Annotated in this window: 22 protein-coding genes and 1 pseudogene; 16 read left to right on the forward strand and 7 right to left on the reverse strand. The window is 40.6% G+C overall.

What is annotated here, in order from left to right; genetic code table 11:
• The first annotated feature begins 11 nt into the window (after positions 1-11).
• The 4 genes from ATS71_RS08615 to gap all read left to right on the forward strand — a co-directional run bounded on the left by ATS71_RS08615 (position 12) and on the right by gap (position 4,874).
• Positions 12-1,028, forward strand: a complete 1,017-nt coding sequence (locus ATS71_RS08615; protein ID WP_058404456.1) for a LacI family DNA-binding transcriptional regulator — start codon at positions 12-14, stop codon at positions 1,026-1,028.
• A 327-nt stretch (positions 1,029-1,355) separates the two neighbouring features.
• Positions 1,356-3,206: a phosphogluconate dehydratase gene (gene edd / locus ATS71_RS08620; RefSeq protein WP_058404457.1), complete on the forward strand. Its 1,851-nt coding sequence runs from the start codon at positions 1,356-1,358 to the stop codon at positions 3,204-3,206.
• Positions 3,207-3,239: 33 nt separating this feature from the next.
• On the forward strand, positions 3,240-3,860 hold the full coding sequence (gene eda / locus ATS71_RS08625; protein WP_058404458.1) for a bifunctional 4-hydroxy-2-oxoglutarate aldolase/2-dehydro-3-deoxy-phosphogluconate aldolase: 621 nt from the start codon (positions 3,240-3,242) through the stop codon (positions 3,858-3,860).
• Between the two features lie 9 nt (positions 3,861-3,869).
• A complete protein-coding gene (gap, locus tag ATS71_RS08630; RefSeq protein WP_058404459.1) occupies positions 3,870-4,874 on the forward strand; it encodes a type I glyceraldehyde-3-phosphate dehydrogenase in 1,005 nt (334 codons plus the stop codon).
• 70 nt (positions 4,875-4,944) lie between these two features.
• On the opposite strand, the gene ATS71_RS08635 is transcribed toward gap, so the two are convergent.
• The 4 genes from ATS71_RS08635 to ATS71_RS08650 form a co-directional block, all read right to left on the reverse strand.
• A complete protein-coding gene (locus ATS71_RS08635; RefSeq protein ID WP_082653608.1) occupies positions 4,945-6,276 on the reverse strand; it encodes a leucine-rich repeat-containing protein kinase family protein in 1,332 nt (443 codons plus the stop codon).
• A 33-nt stretch (positions 6,277-6,309) separates the two neighbouring features.
• Entirely contained in the window at positions 6,310-7,023 is a 714-nt protein-coding gene (locus ATS71_RS08640; RefSeq protein WP_058404460.1) for a YebC/PmpR family DNA-binding transcriptional regulator, read from the reverse strand.
• Positions 7,024-7,221: 198 nt separating this feature from the next.
• Positions 7,222-9,300, reverse strand: coding sequence for a M13 family metallopeptidase (locus tag ATS71_RS08645; RefSeq protein ID WP_058404461.1), 2,079 nt, complete (start codon positions 9,298-9,300; stop codon positions 7,222-7,224).
• Positions 9,301-9,474: 174 nt separating this feature from the next.
• Positions 9,475-11,253, reverse strand: coding sequence for an ABCB family ABC transporter ATP-binding protein/permease (locus tag ATS71_RS08650; protein WP_058404462.1), 1,779 nt, complete (start codon positions 11,251-11,253; stop codon positions 9,475-9,477).
• Between the two features lie 94 nt (positions 11,254-11,347).
• Here ATS71_RS08650 and ATS71_RS08655 point away from each other — a divergent pair, with 94 nt between their 5' ends.
• From ATS71_RS08655 to ATS71_RS08680, 6 genes are all read left to right on the forward strand, one after another.
• On the forward strand, positions 11,348-11,809 hold the full coding sequence (locus tag ATS71_RS08655) for a hypothetical protein (RefSeq protein WP_058404463.1): 462 nt from the start codon (positions 11,348-11,350) through the stop codon (positions 11,807-11,809).
• A 109-nt stretch (positions 11,810-11,918) separates the two neighbouring features.
• Positions 11,919-13,757 carry a protein translocase subunit SecD gene (gene secD / locus ATS71_RS08660; RefSeq protein WP_058404464.1) on the forward strand — a complete coding sequence of 613 codons (1,839 nt, stop codon included), beginning with the start codon at positions 11,919-11,921 and terminating at the stop codon, positions 13,755-13,757.
• Positions 13,750-14,682 (forward strand): protein translocase subunit SecF, encoded by a 933-nt coding sequence (gene secF / locus ATS71_RS08665; protein ID WP_058404480.1) that lies wholly within the window; start codon positions 13,750-13,752, stop codon positions 14,680-14,682. Before secD ends, secF begins: the two co-directional genes overlap by 8 nt.
• A gap of 114 nt (positions 14,683-14,796) precedes the next feature.
• The gene (locus ATS71_RS08670; protein ID WP_058404465.1) at positions 14,797-15,273 is read left to right on the forward strand and encodes a GreA/GreB family elongation factor; all 477 of its coding nucleotides are present in this window, start codon (positions 14,797-14,799) and stop codon (positions 15,271-15,273) included.
• A 233-nt stretch (positions 15,274-15,506) separates the two neighbouring features.
• A complete protein-coding gene (locus tag ATS71_RS08675) occupies positions 15,507-15,782 on the forward strand; it encodes a hypothetical protein (protein ID WP_138530108.1) in 276 nt (91 codons plus the stop codon).
• A gap of 234 nt (positions 15,783-16,016) precedes the next feature.
• Positions 16,017-16,418 (forward strand): hypothetical protein, encoded by a 402-nt coding sequence (locus ATS71_RS08680; protein ID WP_082653592.1) that lies wholly within the window; start codon positions 16,017-16,019, stop codon positions 16,416-16,418.
• Positions 16,419-16,485: 67 nt separating this feature from the next.
• On the opposite strand, the gene ATS71_RS08685 is transcribed toward ATS71_RS08680, so the two are convergent.
• Positions 16,486-16,824 (reverse strand): zinc ribbon domain-containing protein YjdM, encoded by a 339-nt coding sequence (locus ATS71_RS08685; RefSeq protein WP_058403907.1) that lies wholly within the window; start codon positions 16,822-16,824, stop codon positions 16,486-16,488.
• A gap of 317 nt (positions 16,825-17,141) precedes the next feature.
• Here ATS71_RS08685 and ATS71_RS08690 point away from each other — a divergent pair, with 317 nt between their 5' ends.
• The 3 genes from ATS71_RS08690 to ATS71_RS08700 are packed head-to-tail and all read left to right on the forward strand — an operon-like array spanning position 17,142 to position 20,180.
• Entirely contained in the window at positions 17,142-18,536 is a 1,395-nt protein-coding gene (locus ATS71_RS08690; RefSeq protein WP_058403908.1) for a RimK family protein, read from the forward strand.
• A gap of 4 nt (positions 18,537-18,540) precedes the next feature.
• Positions 18,541-19,650: a GNAT family N-acetyltransferase/peptidase C39 family protein gene (locus ATS71_RS08695; RefSeq protein ID WP_058403969.1), complete on the forward strand. Its 1,110-nt coding sequence runs from the start codon at positions 18,541-18,543 to the stop codon at positions 19,648-19,650.
• 17 nt (positions 19,651-19,667) lie between these two features.
• Positions 19,668-20,180, forward strand: a complete 513-nt coding sequence (locus tag ATS71_RS08700) for an MgtC/SapB family protein (RefSeq protein WP_058403909.1) — start codon at positions 19,668-19,670, stop codon at positions 20,178-20,180.
• Positions 20,181-20,198: 18 nt separating this feature from the next.
• On the opposite strand, the gene ATS71_RS08705 is transcribed toward ATS71_RS08700, so the two are convergent.
• Positions 20,199-21,209 carry a GlxA family transcriptional regulator gene (locus ATS71_RS08705; protein WP_058403910.1) on the reverse strand — a complete coding sequence of 337 codons (1,011 nt, stop codon included), beginning with the start codon at positions 21,207-21,209 and terminating at the stop codon, positions 20,199-20,201.
• A 124-nt stretch (positions 21,210-21,333) separates the two neighbouring features.
• Between ATS71_RS08705 and ATS71_RS08710 the strand changes: the two genes are divergently transcribed.
• From ATS71_RS08710 to ATS71_RS08715, 3 genes are all read left to right on the forward strand, one after another.
• Complete coding sequence (locus tag ATS71_RS08710) at positions 21,334-23,241, forward strand: beta-ketoacyl synthase (protein ID WP_058403911.1); 1,908 nt, start codon at positions 21,334-21,336, stop codon at positions 23,239-23,241.
• Between the two features lie 163 nt (positions 23,242-23,404).
• Positions 23,405-23,548, forward strand: a complete 144-nt coding sequence (locus ATS71_RS18950) for a hypothetical protein (protein WP_235591416.1) — start codon at positions 23,405-23,407, stop codon at positions 23,546-23,548.
• 17 nt (positions 23,549-23,565) lie between these two features.
• Positions 23,566-24,423, forward strand: coding sequence for an energy transducer TonB (locus ATS71_RS08715; protein WP_235591417.1), 858 nt, complete (start codon positions 23,566-23,568; stop codon positions 24,421-24,423).
• Between the two features lie 63 nt (positions 24,424-24,486).
• On the opposite strand, the pseudogene ATS71_RS18955 reads toward ATS71_RS08715, so the two are convergent.
• Positions 24,487-24,648, reverse strand: a pseudogene (locus ATS71_RS18955) (MgtC/SapB family protein); the annotation flags it as partial.

Consider the following 24,648-nt stretch of genomic DNA (forward strand, 5'->3'; position numbering starts at 1 on the left):
AAAATAGAGTGATGAAAAAAGTAACAATCAACAGTGTAGCAAGTCATGCTGGTGTGTCTAAAAAAACAGTGTCGCGGGTTCTAAATAATGAGCCTAACGTAAGTGCAGCCACACGTGAAAAAGTACTCGCTGTGTTTAAAGAACTAGATTACACGCCAAATCCTATTGCGCGTGGTTTAGCACAAAACAGAAGCTTTATTATTGGCTGCTTATACGACAATCCCAGTAAAAGTTATATCACGCGTGTTCAAACTGGTGCATTAGCCGCTTGCCAAGAAAACAATTACAACTTACTAATTCATCCATGCGAATACAGAGGCGAAGCTTTAATTAGTAATGTTGAGCAGTTGCTTCAAACATCTCGTTTAGATGGCATTGTACTTACGCCACCTTTTGGTGATTTTCCTGAGTTGGTCGAGTTTTTAACAGCTAAAAAAATTCCGTTTGCTAGAGTTGCTTCCGCAATTCTACAAGATGAATCTATTTCTGTTCGTAGCAACGACGAGCAGGGCGCATTTGAAATCACAGAACATTTAATCAGCCTTGGGCATAAGTCAATTGCATTTATTAAAGGTCATCCTGATCATAGTGCAACACAGCAACGCTTTAAAGGGTACAGGCGCGCTTTAGCAAATCACAATATTGAGTTTGACGAGCGATTAGTTGAAGAAGGTAACTTTAGTTACCACTCGGGCGTAGACAGCGCGCGCAGCATTTTAGATTTGTCACCTCGTCCCACCGCTGTATTTGCATCAAACGATTACATGGCCGCGGCTGTACTTAAACTCGCAACACAAAGGCAATTGCGTGTACCTGACGATATTTCTATAGCCGGTTTTGATAATGCACCTATTGCACGTCATATTTGGCCAGGGTTAACAACCATAGCCCAACCAGTAGAAGAAATGACAAAGCTTGCGGTTACCCAATTAATTAACCACATTACAGAGCCTCAAGAGCAACCCTTTCAAATCACGCTTGAATCACGTTTAATAACGCGTGAATCAACAGCACGCGTAAATCCATAAAATACTTTTTCACAGTAGCCTGAATATGAGTGACGCTTATTCAGGCTTTTTTTGCCCGCAGCTTGATAAAAGTGTGTATGTACACAAGAATTTAAGTGTTCATTAATTGGTCATGATAAAAAGTTAAATTAAATTTAGCGGCCAGGGTTGACACCGGTGTCATAGCTGTGAGTTAATACAGTGACACCGGTGTCAGGTTTGTTGTGAGAGGCTCCCTGATATCGTACCTTTGAACGGGTCAATCAAAGATGCTCAGTACAGTTATTTACGTGGAGTCTGTAATTGCTACTGAGCCTTTATCCTCTAACTAATAGAGATGAGTTAATTATGTTACATCCTCGAATTCAAGAAGTTACCCAACGCGTTATTGAACGCAGTAAAAACACCCGTCAAGATTATTTAGATCGTATTTCGCATGCAAAAAAACAAACAAGAGTTCGTGCGGGATTAGGTTGTGGCAATATTGCCCACGTAATGGCTGCCTGCAGTAGCGATGATAAAGCACGCTTAAAAGCAGATGAAGTGCCAAACCTAGCCATTATCAATTCATACAACGACATGTTATCTGCGCATGTACCTTACAAAGATTACCCAGACGTAATCAAAAGCATTGCAACTAAGTTCGACGCAACCGCTCAGGTAGCGGGTGGCGTTCCTGCAATGTGTGATGGCGTTACGCAAGGGCGTGATGGCATGGAATTATCACTGTTTTCTCGCGACGTTATTGCAATGTCTACCGCAGTTTCATTATCGCATGACGTATTTGACGGCGTTTTTTGTTTAGGCGTGTGTGACAAAATTGTCCCAGGTTTATTGATCGGCGCACTATCGTTTGGCCATTTACCTGTGTTCTTTTTACCAGCGGGTCCAATGCAATCTGGTATCCCAAATAAAGAAAAAGCACGTATTCGCCAAAAGTTTGCACAAGGCTTAGTTAGCCGTGAAGACTTACTAGAAGCTGAAAGCGCATCTTACCACAGTGCAGGTACCTGTACGTTTTACGGTACTGCTAACTCAAACCAAATGTTAATGGAAATAATGGGCTTGCACCTTCCGGGTAGCTCATTTATTAACCCATACACAGAGCTTCGCGATGGACTAACAGGTAATGCTGTAGAAACCATGCTTAAGCAGCTTACAGATGATAAAGAAAGCCCGTGTTTAGCAGAGGTAATTAGCGAAAAAACCATTATTAATGGTTTAGTTGGCTTGCTATCTACAGGTGGCTCTACAAACCACGCTATTCATATTGTTGCAATTGCAAAGGCTGCAGGTATTCAAGTGACGTGGAAAGACATGTCTGATTTATCAGAAGTTGTACCACTACTTACGCGTATTTACCCTAACGGTTCAGCAGATGTAAACCATTTCCAAGCCGCAGGCGGTATGGGTTTCTTAATGCGCGAACTAGCAAGCGCAGGTTACCTGCATACTGATGTTAAAACAATGCTTGGTGATGGCCTAGCACCTTACATGACAGAGCCGCGTTTAGATAAAGACGAAAGCCTGATCATGAGCGATTCAAATGGCCCAAGCAAAGTTAAATGGGTTGATTGCCCTGCAAATTCACTTGATGAAGAAGTACTTCGTCCTGTAAGTAATCCATTTAGTAAACAAGGTGGCCTACAACTGCTTACTGGTAATTTAGGTAAAGCGGTAATCAAAGTATCTGCTGTTGCACAAGAGCATCAAGTGGTTACGGCACCGGCTAAAGTATTTAGCTCGCAAGGGGCACTTCAAGATGCGTATAGCCGCGGTGAGTTAAACCAAGACTTTATAGCCGTACTTAAAGAGCAGGGCCCTAAAGCGAAAGGGATGCCAGAGCTTCATAAATTAACGCCGGTTATGGCAACTCTTCAAGACGAAGGTTTTAAAGTTGCCATTGTAACCGACGGCCGTATGTCGGGTGCATCTGGTAAAGTTCCTGCTGCAATTCACCTAGCCCCAGAAGCTGTAGAAGGTGGCATTATTGCAAAAATTCAAGAAGGTGACTTAGTAACCCTTGACGCGCCTAACGGAATTTTAAAAGTACATGTTAGTGATGACGAGCTTGCTAAACGTGAGCTTGAAATTAGCCAACCAAGTTTAACATTTGGTACTGGACGTGAATTATTTACAGGATTTAGAAATATAGTAAGCAGTGCCGATTTAGGCGCGAGTGCTTTTGGACTTGAATAATAATTAGCCGAACTGGGTAATGAGGAACAAGTAATGAGTATTGAAAAAATCTTAGCATCGGCACCTGTTGTGCCAGTGGTTGTAATCGAAAAATTAGAAGATGCTGCACCACTTGCTAGAGCGTTATACAACGGTGGCTTAAAAGCACTTGAAATTACACTGCGTACACCAGTTGCAGCAGAAGCTGTAAAGTTAATGAAAGCTGAAGTGCCAGAAGCTTTTGTAGGTACAGGTACTGTAGTGGACAAAGCAAGTTTTGAAGCCTCAGTGGCGGCAGGTGCTGACTTTATGGTGAGCCCAGGTGTGAGCACTGAGTTATTAGCACTTGCAAAAGAGTCTGATATCCCATTTTTACCAGGCGCTGCAACTGCGAGCGAAGTAATGCAGTTAGCAAGTCATGGTTTCAAGTTTTTAAAATTCTTTCCAGCTGAAGCTGCTGGTGGAACGGCAATGCTTAAGTCGATTGGTGGCCCATTACCGCACGTTACTTTTTGCCCAACTGGCGGCATTAGCCTAGCAACTGCACCTAACTATTTAGCACTTAACAATGTTATTTGTGTTGGTGGTACGTGGATGTTAGATAAACAACTTATTGAAAATAAAGACTGGCAAGCCATTGAAGCGCTTGCTCGCCAAGCAAGTGAACTTAAATAGGAGTCTAAAATGATTAATGTAGCAATTAACGGTTATGGTCGTATCGGTCGCAATGTATTACGTGCACTTTATGAGTCAGAGCAAAACAGTGAAATTAAAATTGTAGCAATCAACGATTTAGCACCTGCTAACGTAAATGCACATTTAACTCAGTTTGACTCAGTTCATGGTCAATTTTCTAAAAAAGTAACACTTGCAGATAACACCATGTTAATTGGTGATGACGTAATTACACTTACTCAAGAACGTGACCCTGCAAACTTACCGTGGAAAGAGCTAAGCGTAGATATCGTTTTAGAATGTACAGGCTTTTTCACTAAACGTGAAGACGCAGCTAAGCACATTACAGCAGGCGCTAAAAAAGTAATTGTATCTGCGCCAGGTAAAGACTTAGATGCAACTGTAGTGCACGGTGTTAACAGCGATGTAATTAATGCTGATAGCAACATCATTTCAAATGCTTCTTGTACTACTAACTGTTTAGCACCTATTGCAAAAGCAATTAACGACACAGTTGGTATTGAGCAAGGTAGCATGACTACAATTCATGCTTACACAAACGATCAAAACTTATCTGACGTTTACCACCCAGATCTATACCGTGCGCGTAGTGCAACACAGTCTATGATCCCAACTAAAACAGGTGCCGCTGCAGCTGTTGGCTTAGTACTTCCTGAGCTTGCGGGTAAATTAGACGGTATGTCGGTACGTGTACCTACTATCAATGTTTCTTTAGTTGATTTTACGTTTATTACTAAACGCGACACAACTGCTGAAGAAATTAACGAAGTAATGAAAGCCGCAGCAACGGGCTCAATGAAAGAAATCTTAGAGTACAACGAGCTTCCGCTTGTTTCTATCGATTTTAATCACAACCCTGCGTCATCAATTTTTGATGCAACGCAAACAAAAGCTGATGGTAAACTAGTTAAAGTAATGGCTTGGTACGATAACGAATGGGGTTTCTCGAACCGCATGTTAGACCAAGTTAAAGCATTAGGTCAGTACTTATAATTGACCCTGTAAAAGTTTAGCTTTATCCAACCAAGCCTGCATTATGCAGGCTTTTTTATTTTTGATTAATTTATACCAAGTCGTTTAATAAAGCGTTTAGCGCTTTAAAACTAGGGCGCGATGCAATAGCGGTATTTATAGCACGCGCGGCTATATCGGACATTTTATCAAAGAGGTCGTTTTGTTTATCTGCTGAGCTAACAGTACTTAGTAAATCTTCTATTAAACAGCCAAAAGCACGCACTTCTATTAACTGTATTCGCTGCTGCTGATATGCGCTGAGCATAGCTAAGTTTGTAGCCGCACCAAAATCACCAAACAAAATATCATATTGTTCGTTTATCATGGTGTTGTGTGCGTAAATATCACCATGGCTTACGTAATTGTCATGTAGGTGAGTTAGCGTATTTGCCATCTGTTTTGCTATTTTATAAACACCTTCAATAGGGTAGTTACAACCGTCATTAAACGTGTCGCGTGTGCATGTTTGTAAACTTGGTGGTAACCCTAAATTTGTATAATTGGTATCTATTAATTCCATTACCAAGCCAAGTTGTTCACTTTGCTCTATGTAACTCAGTACATTAATTAAGTGAATGTGATTACCTGCTTGAAGGCAGCAATTTACTTCATCAAGAGGGTAACCATCGCTGGTGATTGCACCTTTGAACAGCTTTACTGCAACACTAGTTTGCTCAGCTTTTGCTAGGTGTATAACCCCCGATGCGCCTTGGCCTATTACTTTTTTAAGTTGAAAACTTTCAAGCGGGGTATTTTTCAACGTACTTTTAGTTAAGCACTGCGCTTTATTAAAGTCGTTACCTGCAAAAGCAAGCCAAGTAAGTTTGGGTAATTCTATTAGCCAATCATCGAGTTTTGTTAGGTTGTTGGCAGAGAGCCTTACGAGCTCTAAATTAGTACAGTTAGCCATACTTGTCGGTAAATGTTTTAACTTATTACCCGCAAGTGCAAGCTTTTTAAGCTGGGTGTAATTACCAAAATCTTCAGGTAACTCGTGTAGGTTATTATCGGTGAGAATAAGCCACTCAATTTTTTTTGGCAGGCTGTTAGGTGCAAACTTTGAAATTTGGTTACCTTTAAATGCCACCATAATTAAAGCAGGGCATTTGGCCAAAACTTTGGGTACATGCTTAAACTGATTAAACGATAAAAACACACGCTTAAGGCGGTGTAAACAAGCAAATTCGTCTGGTAAATCACTTAAATTGTTATTTGAAAGATCAAGTACTTCGAGTGTATCGGCAAGCTTAAAAATGTCTGCTGGAAACTCAGATAATTGCTCAACCAGCTGTAAGTGCTTCGCACCGGCTAACTTACCAGTATTAAGCTCTGCAAGGGTATTCATTAATTTATAAAGCCCTGTAAATAAAAAAGCCAACATGGCTGTTGGCTTTAATTAATATGTGAATAAAGTTTAGAATTGCGCGTTATGATAAACGTTTTGAACGTCGTCACAATCTTCTAGCATGGCTAAAAAGCGCTCCATTACTTCAACGTCTTCGCCTTCAATTGGCGCTTCTACTTGTGGTACAAACGCAATTAAGTCTTCGTCAAATTCAGTAATGCCCATTTCTTCAAGTGCTGTACGAGTATTGTTGTACTCTGTATGCGGAGCAAATACGGTTACTTTACCGTTATCAACTTCAACATCGGTTACATCAACGTCAGCCATCATAAGTGCTTCAAGAACCGCTTCATCATCGTCGCCATCAAAAACAAAAATAGCGAGGTGATCAAATAAATGTGAAACCGAGTTTTGAGCGCCAATTTTAGCATTCGCTTTAGTAAAACAAACACGTACGTCTGCAAATGTACGTTTGTTGTTATCGGTTAAGCAGTCAACAATAATCATACAGTTACCTGGGCCGTAGCCTTCGTAACGTGTTGCAGCGTAGTCTTCACCACCGCCGCCTTTTGCTTTTTCAATTGCGCGGTCAATTACGTGTGCTGGTACCTGGTCTTTTTTTGCACGTTCAATTAAGCGGCGCAAAGATAAGTTACCATCCGTATCCACACCGCCATTTTTAGCACAAATATAAATTTCTTTACCGTACTTAGAGTAAACTTTAGTTTTAGCACCCGCAGTTTTAGCCATTGAATCTTTTTTGTTTTGGTAAGCTCTTCCCATCTGCGTTTCGCCTTAATTTTATGAATAACTGAAAAAATAATAGACCGTATTCTAAAGGTAAATGGCATTAAGGGCTAGTACGGATTGGGGAACATTAATAGTTAAAAAGCCAATATAGCCATTTGAATAAAATACGTTCTAAATAAAACAGCCCGCTATTGCGGGCTGTTTAGTATTCATTTACATATTATAAGGCAATTACCAAATACGAACGCGTTCTTCTTCTGGTAAATACAACGCATCACCTGGTTTTACGTCAAACGCTTTGTACCAAGCATCGTGGTTACGTGGTGCTTGCGCTCTAAAGCGACCTGGAGCATGTGTTCCACCGCGTAACTGGTTTAACATGCTTTGCTCAGTACGTTTTTCTTTCCATACTTGTGCCCAAGCTAAAAAGAAACGTTGATCGCCTGTTACGCCATCTATTACAGGCGCTTCTTTACCATTTAGGCTTAGTTTATACGCGTGGTAAGCCATGGCTAAGCCACCCACATCACCAATGTTCTCACCTAGGCTGTTACGGCCGTTTACAAAGTTACCTTCAATAGGTTCGTATTTACTGTACTGTGCGGCAAGTTGGTCTGCTTTTGCATCAAATGCAGCGCGGTCTTCGTCTGTCCACCAGTTGCGTTGAATACCGTTAGCATCAGATTTTGAACCCTGATCATCAAAACCATGGCCCATTTCGTGACCAATTACAGCGCCAATGCCGCCATAGTTAACTGCTGGATCGGCGTTTGGATCAAAAAACGGAGGTTGTAATATGGCGGCAGGAAACACAATTTCGTTAAACGAGCTATTGTAGTAGGCATTTACACGTTGTGGTGTCATGCCCCAGCGGTTGCGATCCGTTTTTTGTAGTTCTTTTTCTACGCTTTCAGCGCGGAAAAACTCACGCATGTTTTTAACGTTACCCACTAAATCGTTTTGGCTAATAGTTAAACCATCATAAGACTGCCATACATCCGGGTAACCAATTTTTGGAACAAATGCAGCTAACTTAGCACGTGCGTTTACTTTGGTTTCAGCGCCCATCCAGTCTAAGTTATCAATACGCTCACCTAACGCTGAACGCAGGTTTTCAACCAGTTCAGACATTTGTTGTTTAGATGATTCAGGAAAGTATTGGTCAACGTAAATTTTACCAATCGCAAAGCCTAGCGAGCTTGTGCCCGACATTTCGTTAATAGCGCGTTTCCAACGAGGACGCGGCTCTTGTTGGCCGTTTAGCTCTTTGCCATAAAATGCAAAACGCGTATTAAAAATATCTTCAGAAAGTAAACCCGCATTACCGCTAATTGCATGGTAAGTTAGGTAATCTTTCCAAACCGCCATATCTTCATTATTAATAAGCTCAATCATGGCTTTAACCGGTTCAGGCTGAGATACGTTAAGCTGAGGTACTTTGTACCCTGTTTGCTCAAAATACACATCCCAGTTAAAACCAGGGTAAGTAGCGGCTAAATCTTCACGTTTAATTTGATTTAACGACAGGTCGCGGTTACGTCGTTTTTCGCGTGGCCAATGCCCTTGTGCTATTTTAGTTTCAAGCTCTAGTATGGCTTTTGCGCGTTCTGTTGTGTTATCAACATTGGCAAATTTTAGCATGTCGGCAATATGAGCCACGTAAGCTTCGCGAGTTTTAACAAAACGCTCAGCATCTTCTAAATAGTAAGAACGGTCAGGTAAGCCTAAACCACCAGCGCCTAAAGACATTTCGTATTTATTTGGATCTAAACGGTTAAACCACATACCACCACCAATAGGAGTACGAAGGCCCGATAACCACGATTGCCCAAATACATAAGCTAAGTCGTCGGTTGATTCCATATTACTAATTTGATTTAACAGCGGTTGAATAGGTTTAACACCCAGCTCATTAAGTGTGTCTGTATCCATGTATGAATTATAAAAATCAGCAACCAATTGCTCTTCAGCGTTTAGCTCTTTACGTGCAGCTATGTCTTCGATAATTTTTTTAACACGGTCTTCACTGCGTTCTGCTAATGCTGAAAACGCACCATAACGCGTTTTGTCAGCTGGCATATTGTAGTTGTCGTACCATGTGCCACTGGCGTACATGAAAAAATCATCACCAGGCTTAACGGCTTCGTTACGCGCTGATAAATCTACACCAAAGCTACCTAATTCAGCTTTATTGTTAATGGCTGTACTTTCAGCGCTTGCAGTTTGAACTTCACTGCTTGTAGTTTGTGGCTCTGAACAGCCCGTTATAAAAGTGGCAGCTAAAGCCGCTGCAATTAAACTCTTTTTCATTGTTTATCCCCCTGGATAATGAATTTGTTAATTTTTGTTATAAAAAATATCATTTTTGATTGTTATGTATAAAAGACAGGCACACAATTCTTTTGAGGTGAATCACAGCCTGACCCGATAAAAGCCATTAAATAACAGCAAGCAATAAGCGAGCAATATAAATTTATAAACAGGTTAATCTTGTTGTTGTAATGCCCACATATTTGCATATTCACCGCCCAAGGCCAGTAACTCATTATGTTTGCCTTGTTCAATAATTTGGCCTGATTTAAGCACAATGATAGAGTGTGCATCGGTAATGGTTGATAAGCGATGCGCAATTACAATACTGGTGTGCTCGCTGGCTACCTCATGCATGGCCTTTAATATTGCTTGTTCGGCCTGAGAGTCGAGTGCCGATGTGGCCTCGTCAAATATTAAAATAGGGGATTGTTTTAAAATTGCGCGTGCAATTGCAATGCGCTGTTTTTCGCCACCGGATACTTTTAAACCGCGTTCGCCAACTCGCGTTTTATCGCCATCAGCCAACGTGTTAATAAAACCTTTTAGATGGGCCATTTCAATGGCTTTATCAATATCGTTGTCGCTTGCAGAAGGGCGGCCATAGGCAATATTTTCACGAATTGTTGTATTAAATAAAACGGTATCTTGCGGCACGATAGCAATGGCTTTACGAAGGCTATCAAGCGTAACAGAGCTAATTGCTTGGTTATCAATGGTAATACTGCCCGAAGTTACATCGTAAAAACGATAGAGCAGGCGCGCTAATGAACTTTTGCCGGCACCACTTGCGCCCACAATCGCCACTTTACTACCCGCTTTAACCTTAAAGCTAATATTATCAAGAATAGGGCGGTTTGCATTGTAGCTAAAACTGACGTTATTAAAGGCAATTTCCCCCTTTTTTACATTAAGGGTATTTGCCTGTGGAGCATTAGTTACCTGTGGCTTTTTATTAAGTAAGCCCAGCATATTTTCTAAATCGGTAAGGGCGCGACGTATTTCACGGTACACAAACCCCAAAAAGTTAAGTGGTAAGAATAGTTGGATCATGTATGCGTTTATCATTACTAATTCACCAATGCTAAGTGATCCTGTTACTACCTCACTTGAGCCTAACCACATTAAAGCGGTAATGGCACTGGCAATAATTAACGCTTGCCCAGAGTTTAGCGCTAAAAGAGACATTCTATTTTTTAATCGCGCAGTTTCCCAGTTTGCTAAAAAGGAGTCGTATGTGTTGGCTTCAAACTCTTCGTTGTTAAAGTACTTTACAGTCTCGTAGTTTAGAAGGCTGTCAATTGCGCGCGTATTACTGAGGTTGTCAGCCGCGTTTGATTCACGAATAAAACGGTTACGCCACTGAGTGACCGTGACAGTAAAAAATATATACACACCTACAGCAAGGAGCGTAATTAAAGCAAACCAGACAGAAAATAGCGTCCCAAAAATAATCGCGACGGTGAGTATTTCAAAAAGGGTGGGTACAATGTTAAACATTAAAAAGCGCATTAAAAAGCTGAGCCCACTGGTGCCACGTTCTATGTCACGGCTTATTCCACCAGTTTGTCTGTCTAGGTGAAAGGCAAGCTCTAGGCTATGTAAATGTTTAAATACTTTTAAGCCAATATTGCGCATGGCATGTTCTGTTACACGCGAGAACACTGCATCGCGTACCTCGCCTAAAAACACGCTAGCGAAACGTAAGCTGCCGTACATAAGTAACAATAAAGCGGGAATGACCAATATTGGGTTTATTGACTTATCAACCGAGTCGATAATTTCTTTAAGTGCCCAAGGCATTAAAAGAGTGGCGCCTTTGGCACCAATAAGCGCTAAAAGCGCAATTAAAACACGCCCTTTAAATTTTGTAATGTAAGGCCACAATGTTTTAACGCTTTGTTTTAAATTCATGGCGTCTGCACGTTTTTCAACGTTTTGTCTGGAGCGCATTATTTTTCTCGATTAAATACTTAATTATTAAGCATTGTATTTTAAATAGTTGCCCTAATATACTAGTCATCCTTTATTTTAGTTTGATTTAAGTATGTTTAAATTTCGTGTTTTTATAACTGCTTTTTTGCTACTTGCTGCACTTTTTAGTGTGCAGAGCAATGCTGTGCAGGTAACACAACATTTAAATCCAGCTGTCAATTCACAGCTTTTATTTACAGACACTATTGATATAACTAAAACAAAGCCTACTACAAAGTCTGCAGACGCCCCTGCGCATAAAAAAACACAACACACCGATTTTGACTCACATCAGCCAAGGCTTACAGCAAGTAATGCGTCACTTTTTTTGCACACAGTTCAAAGTGAGCCAGAATACGACGTTGTTTTTGAGTTTTTTGCGCAGCACCTTGTTAGGCAAATATTTTTACGCCCTCAAGCTGTAAATGCTATTCAGCCATGGTTTACACTTGTAACGCATAGCAAGAAGTCGCGGCTCAGCGGCTGGAAAGATGCCAACCTACTCTACAGAGCTGTAACTACCTACCACGCTTAATTTTCTTATTTAATTTTTATTAGGTTTAACGTTTTACGTTTAAGCCTTGAGATTAATTGTACTTTTAAAAAGTACGTTGCCAGTAATTTACTGGTGATAAGGAAAAACCATGTTAAGTGTAAAAAAAGATCAAAAGCCATTTATGGCTAAATTTAAATTAAGCTATATAGCCATGCTTATTGTGCTGGTTTTATTAGCCATTAGCGCATTACCCAACTTATACCCTAATAAATCGTGGTTACATGTAAGCAATGCGCCACATAGCGAAACCCAAGACGTGCCAAGCAATCAAGCCTTAGTTACTTTTTTAAATAACCAAGGCTTAAAAGTCGAGCAAGGCCTTGATAAGCAAGCAACTATAAATATTCTGTTAAACGAGCCAACTAAAAGCGCCCAAGCGCAAGCGGCTATAAAGGCGCAGTATCCAAACACGCAAGTTAAAATTGTAGAGCATGCAACCAGCCCACCATGGTTACAAAATTTTGGTTTATCACCAATAAAGCTGGGTCTTGATTTAAATGGCGGTGTGTTATTTGTACTCGACGTAGATTTAGATAAAGCTGTTGATGAGCAATTAGTGAGTGCGTATCAGCAAGCTAAATCAATTATTGTTAAGCAAAAAGCGCATGGTCTTAAAACGCAGCAAACTGAGCATGGTTTTGAAATTAATGCATTGCCTAACGCGGTGCAAAAACTTACACCCGTAATTGATGAGCTACAAAGTCGCTTTGCTAATTTAGCGGTTACAACAACCAATAATGGCAATGTTAAAAACGCCAAGTTTAGCTACTCAGAGCAAGGGCGCAGCAACTTTGATAAAGAAGTAATGAGCCAAACGCTTACTACGCTTCGCTCACGCATTGAAGAGTTAGGTATAACCGAAGCTGTAACACAGCGCCAAGGCAAACAGCGTATCCGTATTGAGCTGCCTGGTGTGCAAGACCCAACCGAGGCAAAGCGCATTATTGGTGCCACTGCATCCCTTGGGTTTTATCAGTTAAAAGAAGTGGGTGGCCAAACATTTAATATGCAGTCTGGTGGCACCATAAACCTTGAACCTGTGCCTATTTTTACCGGCGATCATATTAATAATGCCAACATAGGCCGCGACGATTGGGGTAAGCCACTGGTTCAACTTAGCCTAGATGGGCAAGGCGGCGATGCTATGTCGGCGTTTTCAAAAGCTAATATTGGTAAGCCTATGGCCACGGTTTACTCTGAGTACTCTCAAAACGCAAACGGTGAAACCGTTAAAAAAAGCGAAGTTATAAATGTTGCTAATATTGCGCAGCATTTAAGTTCACGCTTTAGCATTACCAATATGAAAAGCCAGCAAGCAGCGGCAGATTTAGCCTTGTTATTACGCGCCGGCTCACTAACCGCGCCGGTAACTATAGTGCATGAACAAACAATAGGGCCAAGCCTTGGCAGCGAGAACATTAGTAATGGTTTAGCTGCACTCATGCTGGGCATGGGTATTACACTTGCCTTTATGGCGCTGTGGTATCGCCGTTTAGGGCTTATTGCAAACGTAGCGCTGTTGTTAAATTTAACATCGCTAGTTGGCCTAATGTCGTTATTACCGGGGGTTGTATTAACCCTTCCTGGTATTGCCGGGCTGGTACTCACTATTGGTATGGCGGTAGATACCAACGTTATTATATTTGAGCGTATTAAAGAAGAGCGCCGAAAAGGGCGTACGCCATATCAAGCAATCCAAGAAGGGTATAAACAGGCGGCCAATACAATATTTGATGCCAATATAACCACTATGATCACCGCGCTTATTTTATACGGCATAGGTTACGGGCCAGTTAAAGGCTTTGCCATAACATTGGCACTTGGATTAATTACTTCAGTATTTACTGGCGTGTACGTATCAAAAGTACTAAGCCAAACGTTATATTTAAAATTGGCAAAAAAAGCAGGAGTAAATGCACATGCTTAACACTTTTTTAAAGGGCGAGGCGGGCACTCGTTTGCGTTTTTCAGGCATGCTTTTGAGCGCCATACTTGTGCTGCTATCGGTATTTACACTTAGTCAAAAAGGGCTTGATTTTGGCCTAGACTTTACCGGTGGCTACCTAACGGAATTTACCACCAGCCAAGGTGTTGAGCTAAAAGAGCTTAAATCGTTTATTACTAAAAATCACAATGGCGAGTTTGAGCTAACCGCGCAAGGCAATAGCCACTATCAACTACGCGAAGCGCCTAGCGATTCAACAGCAAATAGTAATGATTGGCAATCTGCCATTACTCAAAACGCAGATATAAACGCTGAGGTATTATCGTCAGCGTATATTGGCTCACAAGTGGGTGATGAACTGTTTGAGCAAGGTTGTTTAGCATTATTTTCAGCTATGGTTGCAGTAATGCTTTATTTAGCGGTGCGGTTTGAATGGCGTTTAGCCGTAGGCTCTGTGGTTGCCCTAGTACATGATTTACTACTCGTACTGGGGCTATTTTCGCTATTAAATATTGAGTTTAATTTAACCGTACTTGCCAGTTTACTCGCCATTATAGGTTACTCACTTAACGACTCAATAATAGTAGGTGATAGAGTACGCGAGCTTTTACGTGTTAAATCTAATAATGCACTTAGCCCTGCAAGTATTATTAACAGCGCGATAAAAAGCACCTTAACGCGCACACTTATTACATCGGGCACCACGCTTGCAACGGTTGCCAGCGTTTGGTTACTCGCAGGCGCACCACTGCAAGGCTTTGCCATTGCATTATTTACAGGCATTGTAGTGGGCACGTTTTCGTCTATTTGTATAGCGGCAACCTTGCCTGAGCTTTTAGGGTTAAGTGCTAAAAACTACGAAGAAAAATTAGATGTAAAAACCCAAGCATTAATGGATATGCCATAAATGCGGGTTTAAATAACTGAGTAAACATAACGGCGCTTAAAACAATGGTTTTAAGCGCCTTAAAACGTTAAAATTAACCGCATAGTTTACAGCATTGGTTATTAGCGCTCCCTCATGAACAAAACCCACGTAATTGAACACCTTAAATTTGCACTTGAAGCACAATTAAACAGCGCAAAACAAGCTGCCAAAGCCGCGCACGACGCCGCAACTCACGAAGAAAGCGCAGCAGAAACGCAATACGATACCTTAGGGCTCGAAGCCGCTTATTTAGCACAAGGCCAAGCCGAGCGTGTAAACGAATGCTACAAAAGCATTAAACAATTTGAATCTATTTTTAAAGAGCCTGCTCACCATAAAGTGATTATAAGCTCACTCGTTTGTTTGGAAGATGAAAACACCGCACAAAAATGGTTTTATTTAGGCCCAGCCGCAGGCGGTTTAACGGTTGAAGTAAAAGGGCAAACTATTCAAGTTGTTACACCCGAAGCCCCGCTGGGCAAACAACTGTTAGGCAAGCAGCTTGATGATGAAGTAAGTTTAACTATTGCAGGCAAAAGCCATGAATATGAAGTGGTAGAAATTCTATAAAACATTGGTTTTAGATGTAGGTCGGATAAGCGAAGCGCCATCCGACAAAGCTAATGTATCTCACAACATTATCAAAAGTCGTTTTGGTGTATTTTACCAACAGAGATTTTATAACATACGTAATTTATTGTTTACATTAGAGTTGTTTGGTGGAATTATTGAGCTATGTAATATACGCCGTTTTGGGGTGTTATAAACCACCAAAATGGTGTTCAATAAGTTGTTATATGCACATGATGATTGCGATACTTATATTAATAATTAGCATTTCAATTGTTGCTCCGCTTTTCTGGAGTAAGAAATACTTGAGCCTCTTTTCTATTGCTAATGGTGTACTGTGGCTGGTTATTGAATTTGTCTCAGAGTTCACCGCTAAACAACCTGATCTAGATGCAATCTTTATATTTGGTGTATTATTTAAATCAGTAATTGTTGCGGCACTTACACTGTTGTTTATGCATGCTCTTTACATTATTAAAAACAAGGTTAAAGTGCATATAACAAGCTAATAAATAAGGACTTAAAACAGTTTGCTGTTTTCGTTCCTCAACATTTTAGCAAACTATTTTTAGCCCATTATTAGGGCGTTAGGAGTCAGGTTGGAAACTGATAATAACTAATTATACACCTACCTAAATTTTGAAATTAAGATGGATGTCAGTCTAATAAATAGTTTGTTCGGGCCAATTTTCACTAAGTTTCAAATGCCCGCTGAGCTAGGCAGCAGTAAACAAGGAAGTATTTTGATTTATAGATTTTTATCAATATTCGCAGTGCTCTTTTTATTATCAGCTTGCACAACAGGAAAGCTTTATTACACGAAGGCTTCTGGCGAACGTGTTTTAGGGTGTGATGTGGAGTTTGTTGGTTTACCAAGTGTAGACAAGTTTGCGGTTGAATATGCACTAAGCCTTTGCGCAAAAAGCTCTGTTAAAAAAGGGTATTCCATAGATAAAGAAAAGGAATATCTACTTAACCTAGATCTTCAAATTCCAGAGCCAAAATGTGGTCAATCTTGGAACCATAAGTCGGCAAAAGAGCTGTATAAAACTGGCAAACTGTCAAAGAAGGAATATGGCTATATTGTCGCTCACATAGACTTGGGTTTAGCGGTTGTTAATGAATGTTCACCTTTAGCTCAATAAACTTAATCATTTGGAGTGTTTGGGCGAGACATGCAGGATGGCTTCGCCACTTATCCGACCTACCCAACTAGTTAGCCTTTTTCACAAACTTCGCTGTTACCATCATTTCGCCAATGCCATCTACTTTACAATCTAGCTCGTGATCTTTTTTATCAAGCACACGCCTTACGACCGCTTTGGTGCCAATTTTAATAACTTGCGAGCTGCCTTTTATTTTTAAATCTTTGGCTACGGTTACTTTATCGCCATCATTAAGTTGGGTGCCGTTGGCATCTTTAACTAAAATTGCGTCTTCATCGCTTGTACTATTTGGGTTCCATTCATAGGCGCATTCAGGGCAAATAAGCATTTGTTGGTCTTCGTAAACATATTCAGATTGGCACTGTGGGCAGGCAGGATGTGACATTTATAACGCTCATAAAATAGTAATTTTGCGTATTTTAATCTGCATTAATAGGAAAATATAGTTAATCAATATTTTTTATCTTCACGCTAAAAATATCTCGTTTGTGTGGTTTTTAAAAAGGGCATATAAAGCAGATGTCGCTTAAGCAATTTAAGCGCTAACACTTACAGTAGGTATTTGTTAAAGCACCCATCGGATTAAGTGATACGCGCAATGCACACTTAGTACGATGGGTGTTTCTATTTATAGTGCGATAATTTAAAGATCGCACGCATTTATATTTGGCTTACTACCGATTGGTATAACTAGGAAAAGTCGTGTTTAAAACCTTAATAGTGGTTGATAACAACGAGCAAACACTTGCTCAATATTTCGAAAATGTAATTACGTTTAATAGTTACTTGCGTGATTACCCAAAACATAATGAACCTAAAACCCGCATTATTAATTTATGCGACTCAAGCCAATACTTGAGTAAGGGTTACTATTGCTCATTGCTTGCTGAGGCGCGCAAACACCAAGTATTACCAAGTGTAAAAACAATAAACGCGCTTCGAAGTGGCCAAGCACCTATGTTAAATGTGGGGCAAATTGATGGTGAAATTTACTTTGGTAATGCGCTAAACGAATTACAAAGTAAAGCGGCTAAATCGGTATTTAAACAATACCCAGCGCCTATTTTATATGTCGATGAGCAAGGTTTGTTACAGCAAGGTTCGCTTAGCTCTTTAAACGAGGAGCAATACAGCAATTTTGTAGCTAAATTAAATATGTTTACCCAAACTCAATGGCGTATTGGTAATGTGCAGCGCCGTTTTAGATGGGATATGGCAATACTGGTTGATCATAACGAAAAAGTACCACCGAGTGATAAAGACGCCATTGCCCGTTTTATAAAAGCAGCAGCTAAACATGGTATTAATGCGCAAGCACTCAGTTTTGATGAAATTGACAACATTGCCCAGTTTGATGCGTTATTTATTCGCCAAACTACAGCGATTGACCACCCAACGTATCGCCTTGCAAGCAAAGCGCAAAGCCTAGGTTTAGTGGTTATTGATGACGCCGAGTCTATTTTACGTTGTTGTAATAAAGTGTATTTACACGATGCGTTTAATTATCAAAAAGTGCCCAGTTTAAAAACGGTTGTAGTGGCTGATCAATCAGCGCAAACGCTTGAGCAATTAGAAGAGGCGTTTACCTATCCGCTTGTGTTAAAAATGCCTGAAGGGTCTTTCTCAAAAGGGGTGTTTAAAGTTGCAAACCGCAGTGAGCTTGAAGCTAAATTAACTGAGCTGTTTGAATATAGCGCATTGGTACTTGCGCAAGAATATATGTATACAGAATACGATTGGCGAGTAGGGGTATTAAATGGCCGCGCTATATATGCGTGTCGCTATTTAATGGCGCGCAACCATTGGCAAATTTATAACCATGACGCTAAGCGGTTTTTCTCGGGTGGCTTTGAAACGCTACCTACCTTTGAGTTACCAAAAGCCGTATTAGATGCCGCATTAAAAGCATGTAAAACAGTGGGTAAAGGATTATATGGCGTAGATGTTAAAGAGCAACAAGGCAAAGCATACGTGCTTGAAGTAAATGACAATCCAAGTATTGATCACAAAGTAGAAGACGGCTATTTAGGCGACGAGCTATACATGATCATTATGGACGAATTTAAACAACGTTTAGAAGCCCGAGGCCGTGGTTAACAACATGAGTAACCTTGTTATTCGTAAAGCACTTAGCAGAGATTTAAACGCATTGATTGACGTTGAAAATGCGTGCTTTAATAACGATAAATTGAGCCCGCGCAGTTTAAAGCGCTGGTTAAGTGCTAAGCACGGTATTTTGCTAATTGCAGAAAATGGCGAGCAAGTATGCGGCTATGGGCTTGTGTGGTGCCATAAAGGTACACGTTTAGCGCGTTTATATTCGCTAGCTGTAAAACCCACAATGCAAGGTAAAGGCATTGCCAAAATGCTATTAGCTGCGCTTGAAAAACAAACCTGTGAGCGTGGGCGTATTTACTTGAGATTAGAAGTGGCCGTAAATAACGACAGTGCAATTGGGCTTTATAAAAGTTTGGGTTACAGAGTCTTTGGTCAATATAGCGATTATTATGACGATCACAGTGATGCGCTGCGAATGCAAAAAAATATTCGCCAAACGAGTGAGCTAAAAGTAGCGCGATTAACGCCATGGTATCAGCAAACTACCGAGTTTACCTGTGGGCCTGCGGCGTTATTAATGGCAATGGGGGCACTTAAGCCAACAACGGAGCTTAGCCAATCACACGAGCTGGCACTGTGGCGTGAAGGCACCACCATTTTTATGACCTCAGGGCATGGTGGTTGCCATCCGTTTGGTCTAGCACTTGCCGCTAACAAACGCGGCTTTAAAAGCGAAGTAATGGTTAATACCACAGAGCCTTTGTTTTTAGATGGCGTACGCAATGAGAACAAAAAATTGGTACTAGCTACTGTTCATGAACAATTTGTTGATGGCATTGCACAGGCAAATATACCGCTGATGCATAAAGATGTAGAGCTTGAGCATATTGAACAGTGGTTAAGCCAAGGCTTTAGCGTACTGTTATTGATTAGTACATACAGTTTTGATGGTAAAAAATCACCGCATTGGGTGTGCGTTACCCACCTTGATGAGCACTGCGTGTATGTTCACGACCCATTTTGCGAGCCAGGAAGCGACAAACAACTCGCAATAGATTGCCAGTACGTGCCTATAGCGCGCAGTGATTTTAGTAAAATGTCAGCATTTGGTGGCCAACGGCTAAGAACCGCAGTGGCCATTGCTAATAATTAATAGGTATTTATTAAAGAGTGACTTTTTTAGATTTAATTGATGTAGCCCCTTATTCGTGGGCAGCCATTGGCACCGCCGCTTTTTGCGGTGCCATAATTGGTATAGAGCGCCAGTTACGAGGTAAACCTGTGGGTATTCGTACCTCAGCGTTAATAACGCTGGGCACGTATTTGTTTTTATCGACCGCGTTTAACTTACAAGGCGATGTGATTGATCATTCTCGTGTAGTGGGGCAAATAATTACAGGCATAGGCTTTTTAGGCGCTGGGGTCATGCTTGCAAAAGACGGCGCCGTAGTAGGGGTTACTTCAGCTGCAACCATTTGGGTGCTTGCCTCAATTGGCGTAATGATAGCCACCGACAATTTAGGCGCTGCTATTAAACTTTCAGTGCTGGTGGTTGGTATTTTATATGGTGTAGATGTACTTGAGGCTAAATTTAAAAGTTTAAGTAAAGGCGTACACGCTAAAGTAAAAAACTATCAAAAGCGTTACTACCGAAAAGACTTTAACGACATAGAACGCCACTAATTTAGTGGCGTTTTTGCATTAGCCAAATAATTTTCTTCTTACTACTTTTCTGTACTCGCTTGGCGTTTGGCTTAGCACTTTTTTAAACACGCGAGTTAAATGCCCTTGGTCGTTATAACCAACCTCAAGCGCCACTTCTTGAATAGTTAAATTAGACGACGCTAATAATTCTTTAGCACCTTCAACCCGTAATTGCTGCCAATATTCTATAGGGCTTTGATTAGTTGCAAGCTTAAAACGCCGTGTGAAGGTACGGTAGCTTAAACTAAATTGTGTAGCTACTTCTTGCAGGTTTAACTCGCTTGCTAAATTAGTTTTAAGCCAAAACTGAATTTGCGCTATGAGTTCATCTGGGTGGCGGTCAACCGCGCCTTCAAGGTAGCGCTGATCTTCGTACGGTTTACGTACTTCGTGCGAAAAGTTACGTTCTACGTGCTGCGCAGCGGCTTTGCCGTAATATTGGCTAATAATATGTACGATCACATCGGCAAGGGCATTTAAGCTTGCCACCGTATACATGCGCTCAGATTGGGTTATAAAAAAGTCAGGTTTTAGGCTTACTAATGGGTAGTCGTGGCTAAATTGTTTTGCATAATGCCAGTGGGTTGTTGCAGGGTGCCCATCAAGTAACCCTGCCTCTGCAATTAAGCAGTTACCAGTGCCCACACCAATTATATGGCTGCCAGTTTCAAAGCTTTCTTGTAGCCATTCAACAATTTCTAAATTAGTACGAACGACAGGGCGAGGGTTTCGCCAAATGCCGGGGACTATAATTAAATCGTTATATGGTGCGTTGGCAGTCGTGAAGTCGGGAACTATAGCAAGGCCTGTACGGGTTTGTATTGGCTCATTATTTTTAGCAATTAAATTTATACTAAGTGGTCTAAAGTCAGCTGGGTTTAAGTGGCCTTTTGCATAGGCTTCGCCCGCTCTCAGCATTTCAATGGGGAGCGTTAAACTGGTAATAAGTAGGTGTGGGTACACAGTGATTGCAATGTTTAGCGCGGGGTTAAGCGATTTTTTATTCATTTCAATGCTCCGACCAGTACTTTTTGGCCTTTTATGCAGAATATTTGGCTATTAAAGCATAAAGGGTTGTTATTAATCCAATTAAACTGTTTGCTTCTCCAATAACACGCATTAAAGGTTAATAATGACAGCATTACCCGTAATAGTAGGCATGGGCGGTATAAACGCCGCAGGCCGAACTTCTTTTCATCAAGGTTACCGCCGTATCGTATTAGATGCATTAAACGCACAAGATCGTAGTGAAACATTTTTAGGCCTCGCCACATTAATGAACTTGGTAAGCGTTGTTGATGGTAACCTTCAAGATTCAAATGGTAATAATGTTGAGCAAAGCGACATAGAAGCACGCTTTGGTGAGCAAATTATTGCTGGCACACTTATTCGTAAAATTGAAAAAGAACATTTTGATGCAGATGCCACGCCTTGGCAGCAAAAAATGACGTTAAAGACATCTGATGAAAACGCAATTGCATTTGAAACTCGCGCACGTGATTTACCAACCCCTGTGCCTGCAAGCTGGAATGTGCAAGAGCTTGACGGCAAAAAAGTAAAAGTAACCATAGCCGCAGAGCTAGACGTAAAGCTTGATTCTACCCGTGACAACCCAATTAAATCGGCGGGGCAGTTTCCTACTGGGTTTGATCCATCAATTATGTATAACAGCCGTTATCAGCCTCGCGGTTTGCAAGCCACTATATTTGCTGCAAACGACGCGATTAAATCAACAGGCCTTGACTGGCAACGCATAATGAATAGCGTAGAGCCAGATAAAATTGGTACCTATTCAGCCTCTGTTATTGGCCAAATGGACGACAAAGGATTAGGTGGTTTAGTTAAAGCGCGTCAGCAAGGGGATCGTGTTAGTACTAAGCAATTAGCACTAGGTTTAAACACAATGTCGACTGATTTCATAAACGCATACGTTACCGGTAATGTAGGTACTACGTTTTCTACCTCGGGGGCATGTGCCACTTTTTTATATAACTTACGCGCTGCAGTAAACGATATTCAAGCTGGGCGCACCCGTGTTGCGGTTGTTGCAAGTGTTGAATGCGCTATTACGCCAGAAGTAGTTGAAGGGTTTGGTAATATGAGCGCCCTTGCAAATGTTGAAGGCCTGCGCCGTTTAGATAACTTAAGTAGTGAACAAGAGCCCGATTACCGTAAAAGTAGCCGCCCATTTGGCGAAAACTGTGGTTTTACATTAGGTGAAGGCGCACAAGTCACTATTTTAATGGATGATGCATTAGCACTAGAGCTTGGTGCAGACATTATGGGCTCAGTACCTGATGTATTTGTAAATGCCGATGGTATTAAAAAATCAATCACCTCACCGGGCCCGGGTAATTACATTACCATGGCTAAATCTGCGGCATTGGCAACAAGCTTATTAGGTAAAGACGCGCTACAAAACCGCAGCTTTATTTTAGCGCACGGTTCAAGTACGCCGCAAAACAGAGTAACTGAGTCACTTATTTATCACAAAGTAGCGCAAACCTTTGCTATTGATAACTGGAAAGTAACGGCGCCAAAAGCTTATGTAGGGCATACAATTGCTCCTGCCAGTGGCGATCAGTTAGCGATTGCGCTGGGTGTATTTAGCCATAATATTATGCCGGGTATTACTACCATAGATAAAGTTGCTGACGATGTTTATGCAGATCACTTAGATATACGAAACAGTCATTACGATTGCGGCGATATGGACATAGCCTTTATAAACTCAAAAGGCTTTGGCGGTAATAACGCCACAGCGACTGTACTTAGCGCAAAAGTAACAATGCAAATGCTTGCTAAGCGCCATGGTGAAAAAGCGATGAGTGATTACGCTGATAAAAATACATCTGTTGTTGCTGCGCAAAATACCTATAAAGCGCAAGCTGACCTTGGTAAGTACGAATTAGTATATCGTTTTGGTGATGGCGCCATTGACGATAACGACATTGTAATTGGAGAAGACGGTATTGAACTACCAGGTTTTGATAAAGCCATCTCGTTTAGTACAACCCACTCCTATCAAGATATGTTTTAAGCACACATACTTGAAACCCAAGGCGCTTTATTAAGCGCCTTTTTTATATTTATGAGTTTATTAGTCTATAGTTAAATTTTGGTTAGTTATAAATATAAGCTTGCATCTTTTTATAATGTTTGTTTCTATAATAGCTACTTTGCTTTCTAGGATGGATAATCAAATGAAAAAACTCTCTATAGCTCTTTCTATAATACCTGCATTAACTTGTGTGCCAGTAATGGCAGATTTTGTGCCAGCTGAAGTTGTTAAAGATAACTACAATAAACAAATACATCTTCTCGTGTGTCACGCTTTGAAGGCTTAAATTTAAGTAGTTATGTTGTGAATGAAAGTGGTCAAGTTAGTGATATTGAAATTGTTGCATCTATCGGGCAAGGCAAATACAAAAGAGAAGTTGTAGAGTATGTGTCAAAACTAAATTACAAAAGTGCTCAGGTCGATGGTAAATCAGTGCCAAGTGCAAAGCTTATTACTGTAATGTCTCAAAATTTACACTTGGGGTACACTAATGACAAAGCAAAACATGGCTTTTTTAATGATTATGAAGCGGCAAGTAATTTAATTAATGAAAAAAAACTAGACGAAGCGCAAAGTAAAATAATAGAGCTAGAACGCGATCATGCTAAAAATACAGTTGAAATAGTATTACTTTCATGGTTAAAAAGTCAGCATAGCTATTTTACGAAAGATTGGAACGGCTTTGATAAACACATTAACAATGCATTTTTGTTCAGAGATAATTTACCAGATCAGATAAAAGTGCGAGTGGTAAAAAATGCTTTGCAATGGTTTATTTCTAAACAGGACTATGTGCGTGCCTATGATGCAATTGATGCCCTAGGAAATATTAAAGCCTTTGTTTTTACAGATGAAAATAAACAACAGTTGTTAACTCAAGTTAATGATATTTATAAAAACTCAGGCGATATAAACCAGCAGATAATGATTGAAACAGAACAAGCCGTTATACCTTTATTGTCTAAAAGTGAGGTTGTGCTTGAATCAACAATGCCACTTAGCAAGGTTCAACTGCGCTGTGAAAATAAAGTGGTAAATTACAACACAAGCGCTATTGATAAAATTACTATTTCTAAAGACGATTTACGCTGTGGATTATTAATTAAAAGTGCGCAAGCACAAACGGTCACTTTAAAACAAAGTGGTTATGCTTTTTTGTAAATAGCTAACAACATAGTCTTAATAAAAACCCCAATAATTGGGGTTTTTTATGCTTAAGCTATATTACTTTAATTTTTTTACATACCTGAGCGTTATAAAGTTAATTATAGCCAGCAAAATGGCTACTTCACACAGCAATACCAATTAAACCCATGTTCCATATGCTCGCTGCGGTTGCAGTACCTGATGTTGACTGGTTATTCTTCAAAATTGCGCCACCACCAA

Origin of the sequence: Pseudoalteromonas sp. H71, from assembly GCF_001468485.1 — a bacterium.
In the GTDB taxonomy this organism is placed as follows: domain Bacteria; phylum Pseudomonadota; class Gammaproteobacteria; order Enterobacterales; family Alteromonadaceae; genus Pseudoalteromonas.

Bases quoted from the DNA above. Each gene is read 5' to 3' on its own strand.
- ATS71_RS08705 (WP_058403910.1), bottom strand. From the start codon at position 21,209: ATGAATAAAAAATCGCTTAACCCCGCGCTAAACATTGCAATCACTGTG.
- ATS71_RS08695 (WP_058403969.1), top strand. From the start codon at position 18,541: ATGAGTAACCTTGTTATTCGTAAAGCACTTAGCAGAGATTTAAACGCA.
- gap (WP_058404459.1), top strand. From the start codon at position 3,870: ATGATTAATGTAGCAATTAACGGTTATGGTCGTATCGGTCGCAATGTA.
- ATS71_RS08710 (WP_058403911.1), top strand. From the start codon at position 21,334: ATGACAGCATTACCCGTAATAGTAGGCATGGGCGGTATAAACGCCGCA.
- ATS71_RS08640 (WP_058404460.1), bottom strand. From the start codon at position 7,023: ATGGGAAGAGCTTACCAAAACAAAAAAGATTCAATGGCTAAAACTGCG.
- secF (WP_058404480.1), top strand. From the start codon at position 13,750: ATGCTTAACACTTTTTTAAAGGGCGAGGCGGGCACTCGTTTGCGTTTT.
- ATS71_RS08635 (WP_082653608.1), bottom strand. From the start codon at position 6,276: ATGTTGGCTTTTTTATTTACAGGGCTTTATAAATTAATGAATACCCTT.
- secD (WP_058404464.1), top strand. From the start codon at position 11,919: ATGTTAAGTGTAAAAAAAGATCAAAAGCCATTTATGGCTAAATTTAAA.
- ATS71_RS08685 (WP_058403907.1), bottom strand. From the start codon at position 16,824: ATGTCACATCCTGCCTGCCCACAGTGCCAATCTGAATATGTTTACGAA.
- ATS71_RS08650 (WP_058404462.1), bottom strand. From the start codon at position 11,253: ATGCGCTCCAGACAAAACGTTGAAAAACGTGCAGACGCCATGAATTTA.
- ATS71_RS18950 (WP_235591416.1), top strand. From the start codon at position 23,405: ATGAAAAAACTCTCTATAGCTCTTTCTATAATACCTGCATTAACTTGT.
- ATS71_RS08670 (WP_058404465.1), top strand. From the start codon at position 14,797: ATGAACAAAACCCACGTAATTGAACACCTTAAATTTGCACTTGAAGCA.
- ATS71_RS08615 (WP_058404456.1), top strand. From the start codon at position 12: ATGAAAAAAGTAACAATCAACAGTGTAGCAAGTCATGCTGGTGTGTCT.
- edd (WP_058404457.1), top strand. From the start codon at position 1,356: ATGTTACATCCTCGAATTCAAGAAGTTACCCAACGCGTTATTGAACGC.
- ATS71_RS08675 (WP_138530108.1), top strand. From the start codon at position 15,507: ATGATGATTGCGATACTTATATTAATAATTAGCATTTCAATTGTTGCT.
- ATS71_RS08645 (WP_058404461.1), bottom strand. From the start codon at position 9,300: ATGAAAAAGAGTTTAATTGCAGCGGCTTTAGCTGCCACTTTTATAACG.
- ATS71_RS08655 (WP_058404463.1), top strand. From the start codon at position 11,348: ATGTTTAAATTTCGTGTTTTTATAACTGCTTTTTTGCTACTTGCTGCA.
- eda (WP_058404458.1), top strand. From the start codon at position 3,240: ATGAGTATTGAAAAAATCTTAGCATCGGCACCTGTTGTGCCAGTGGTT.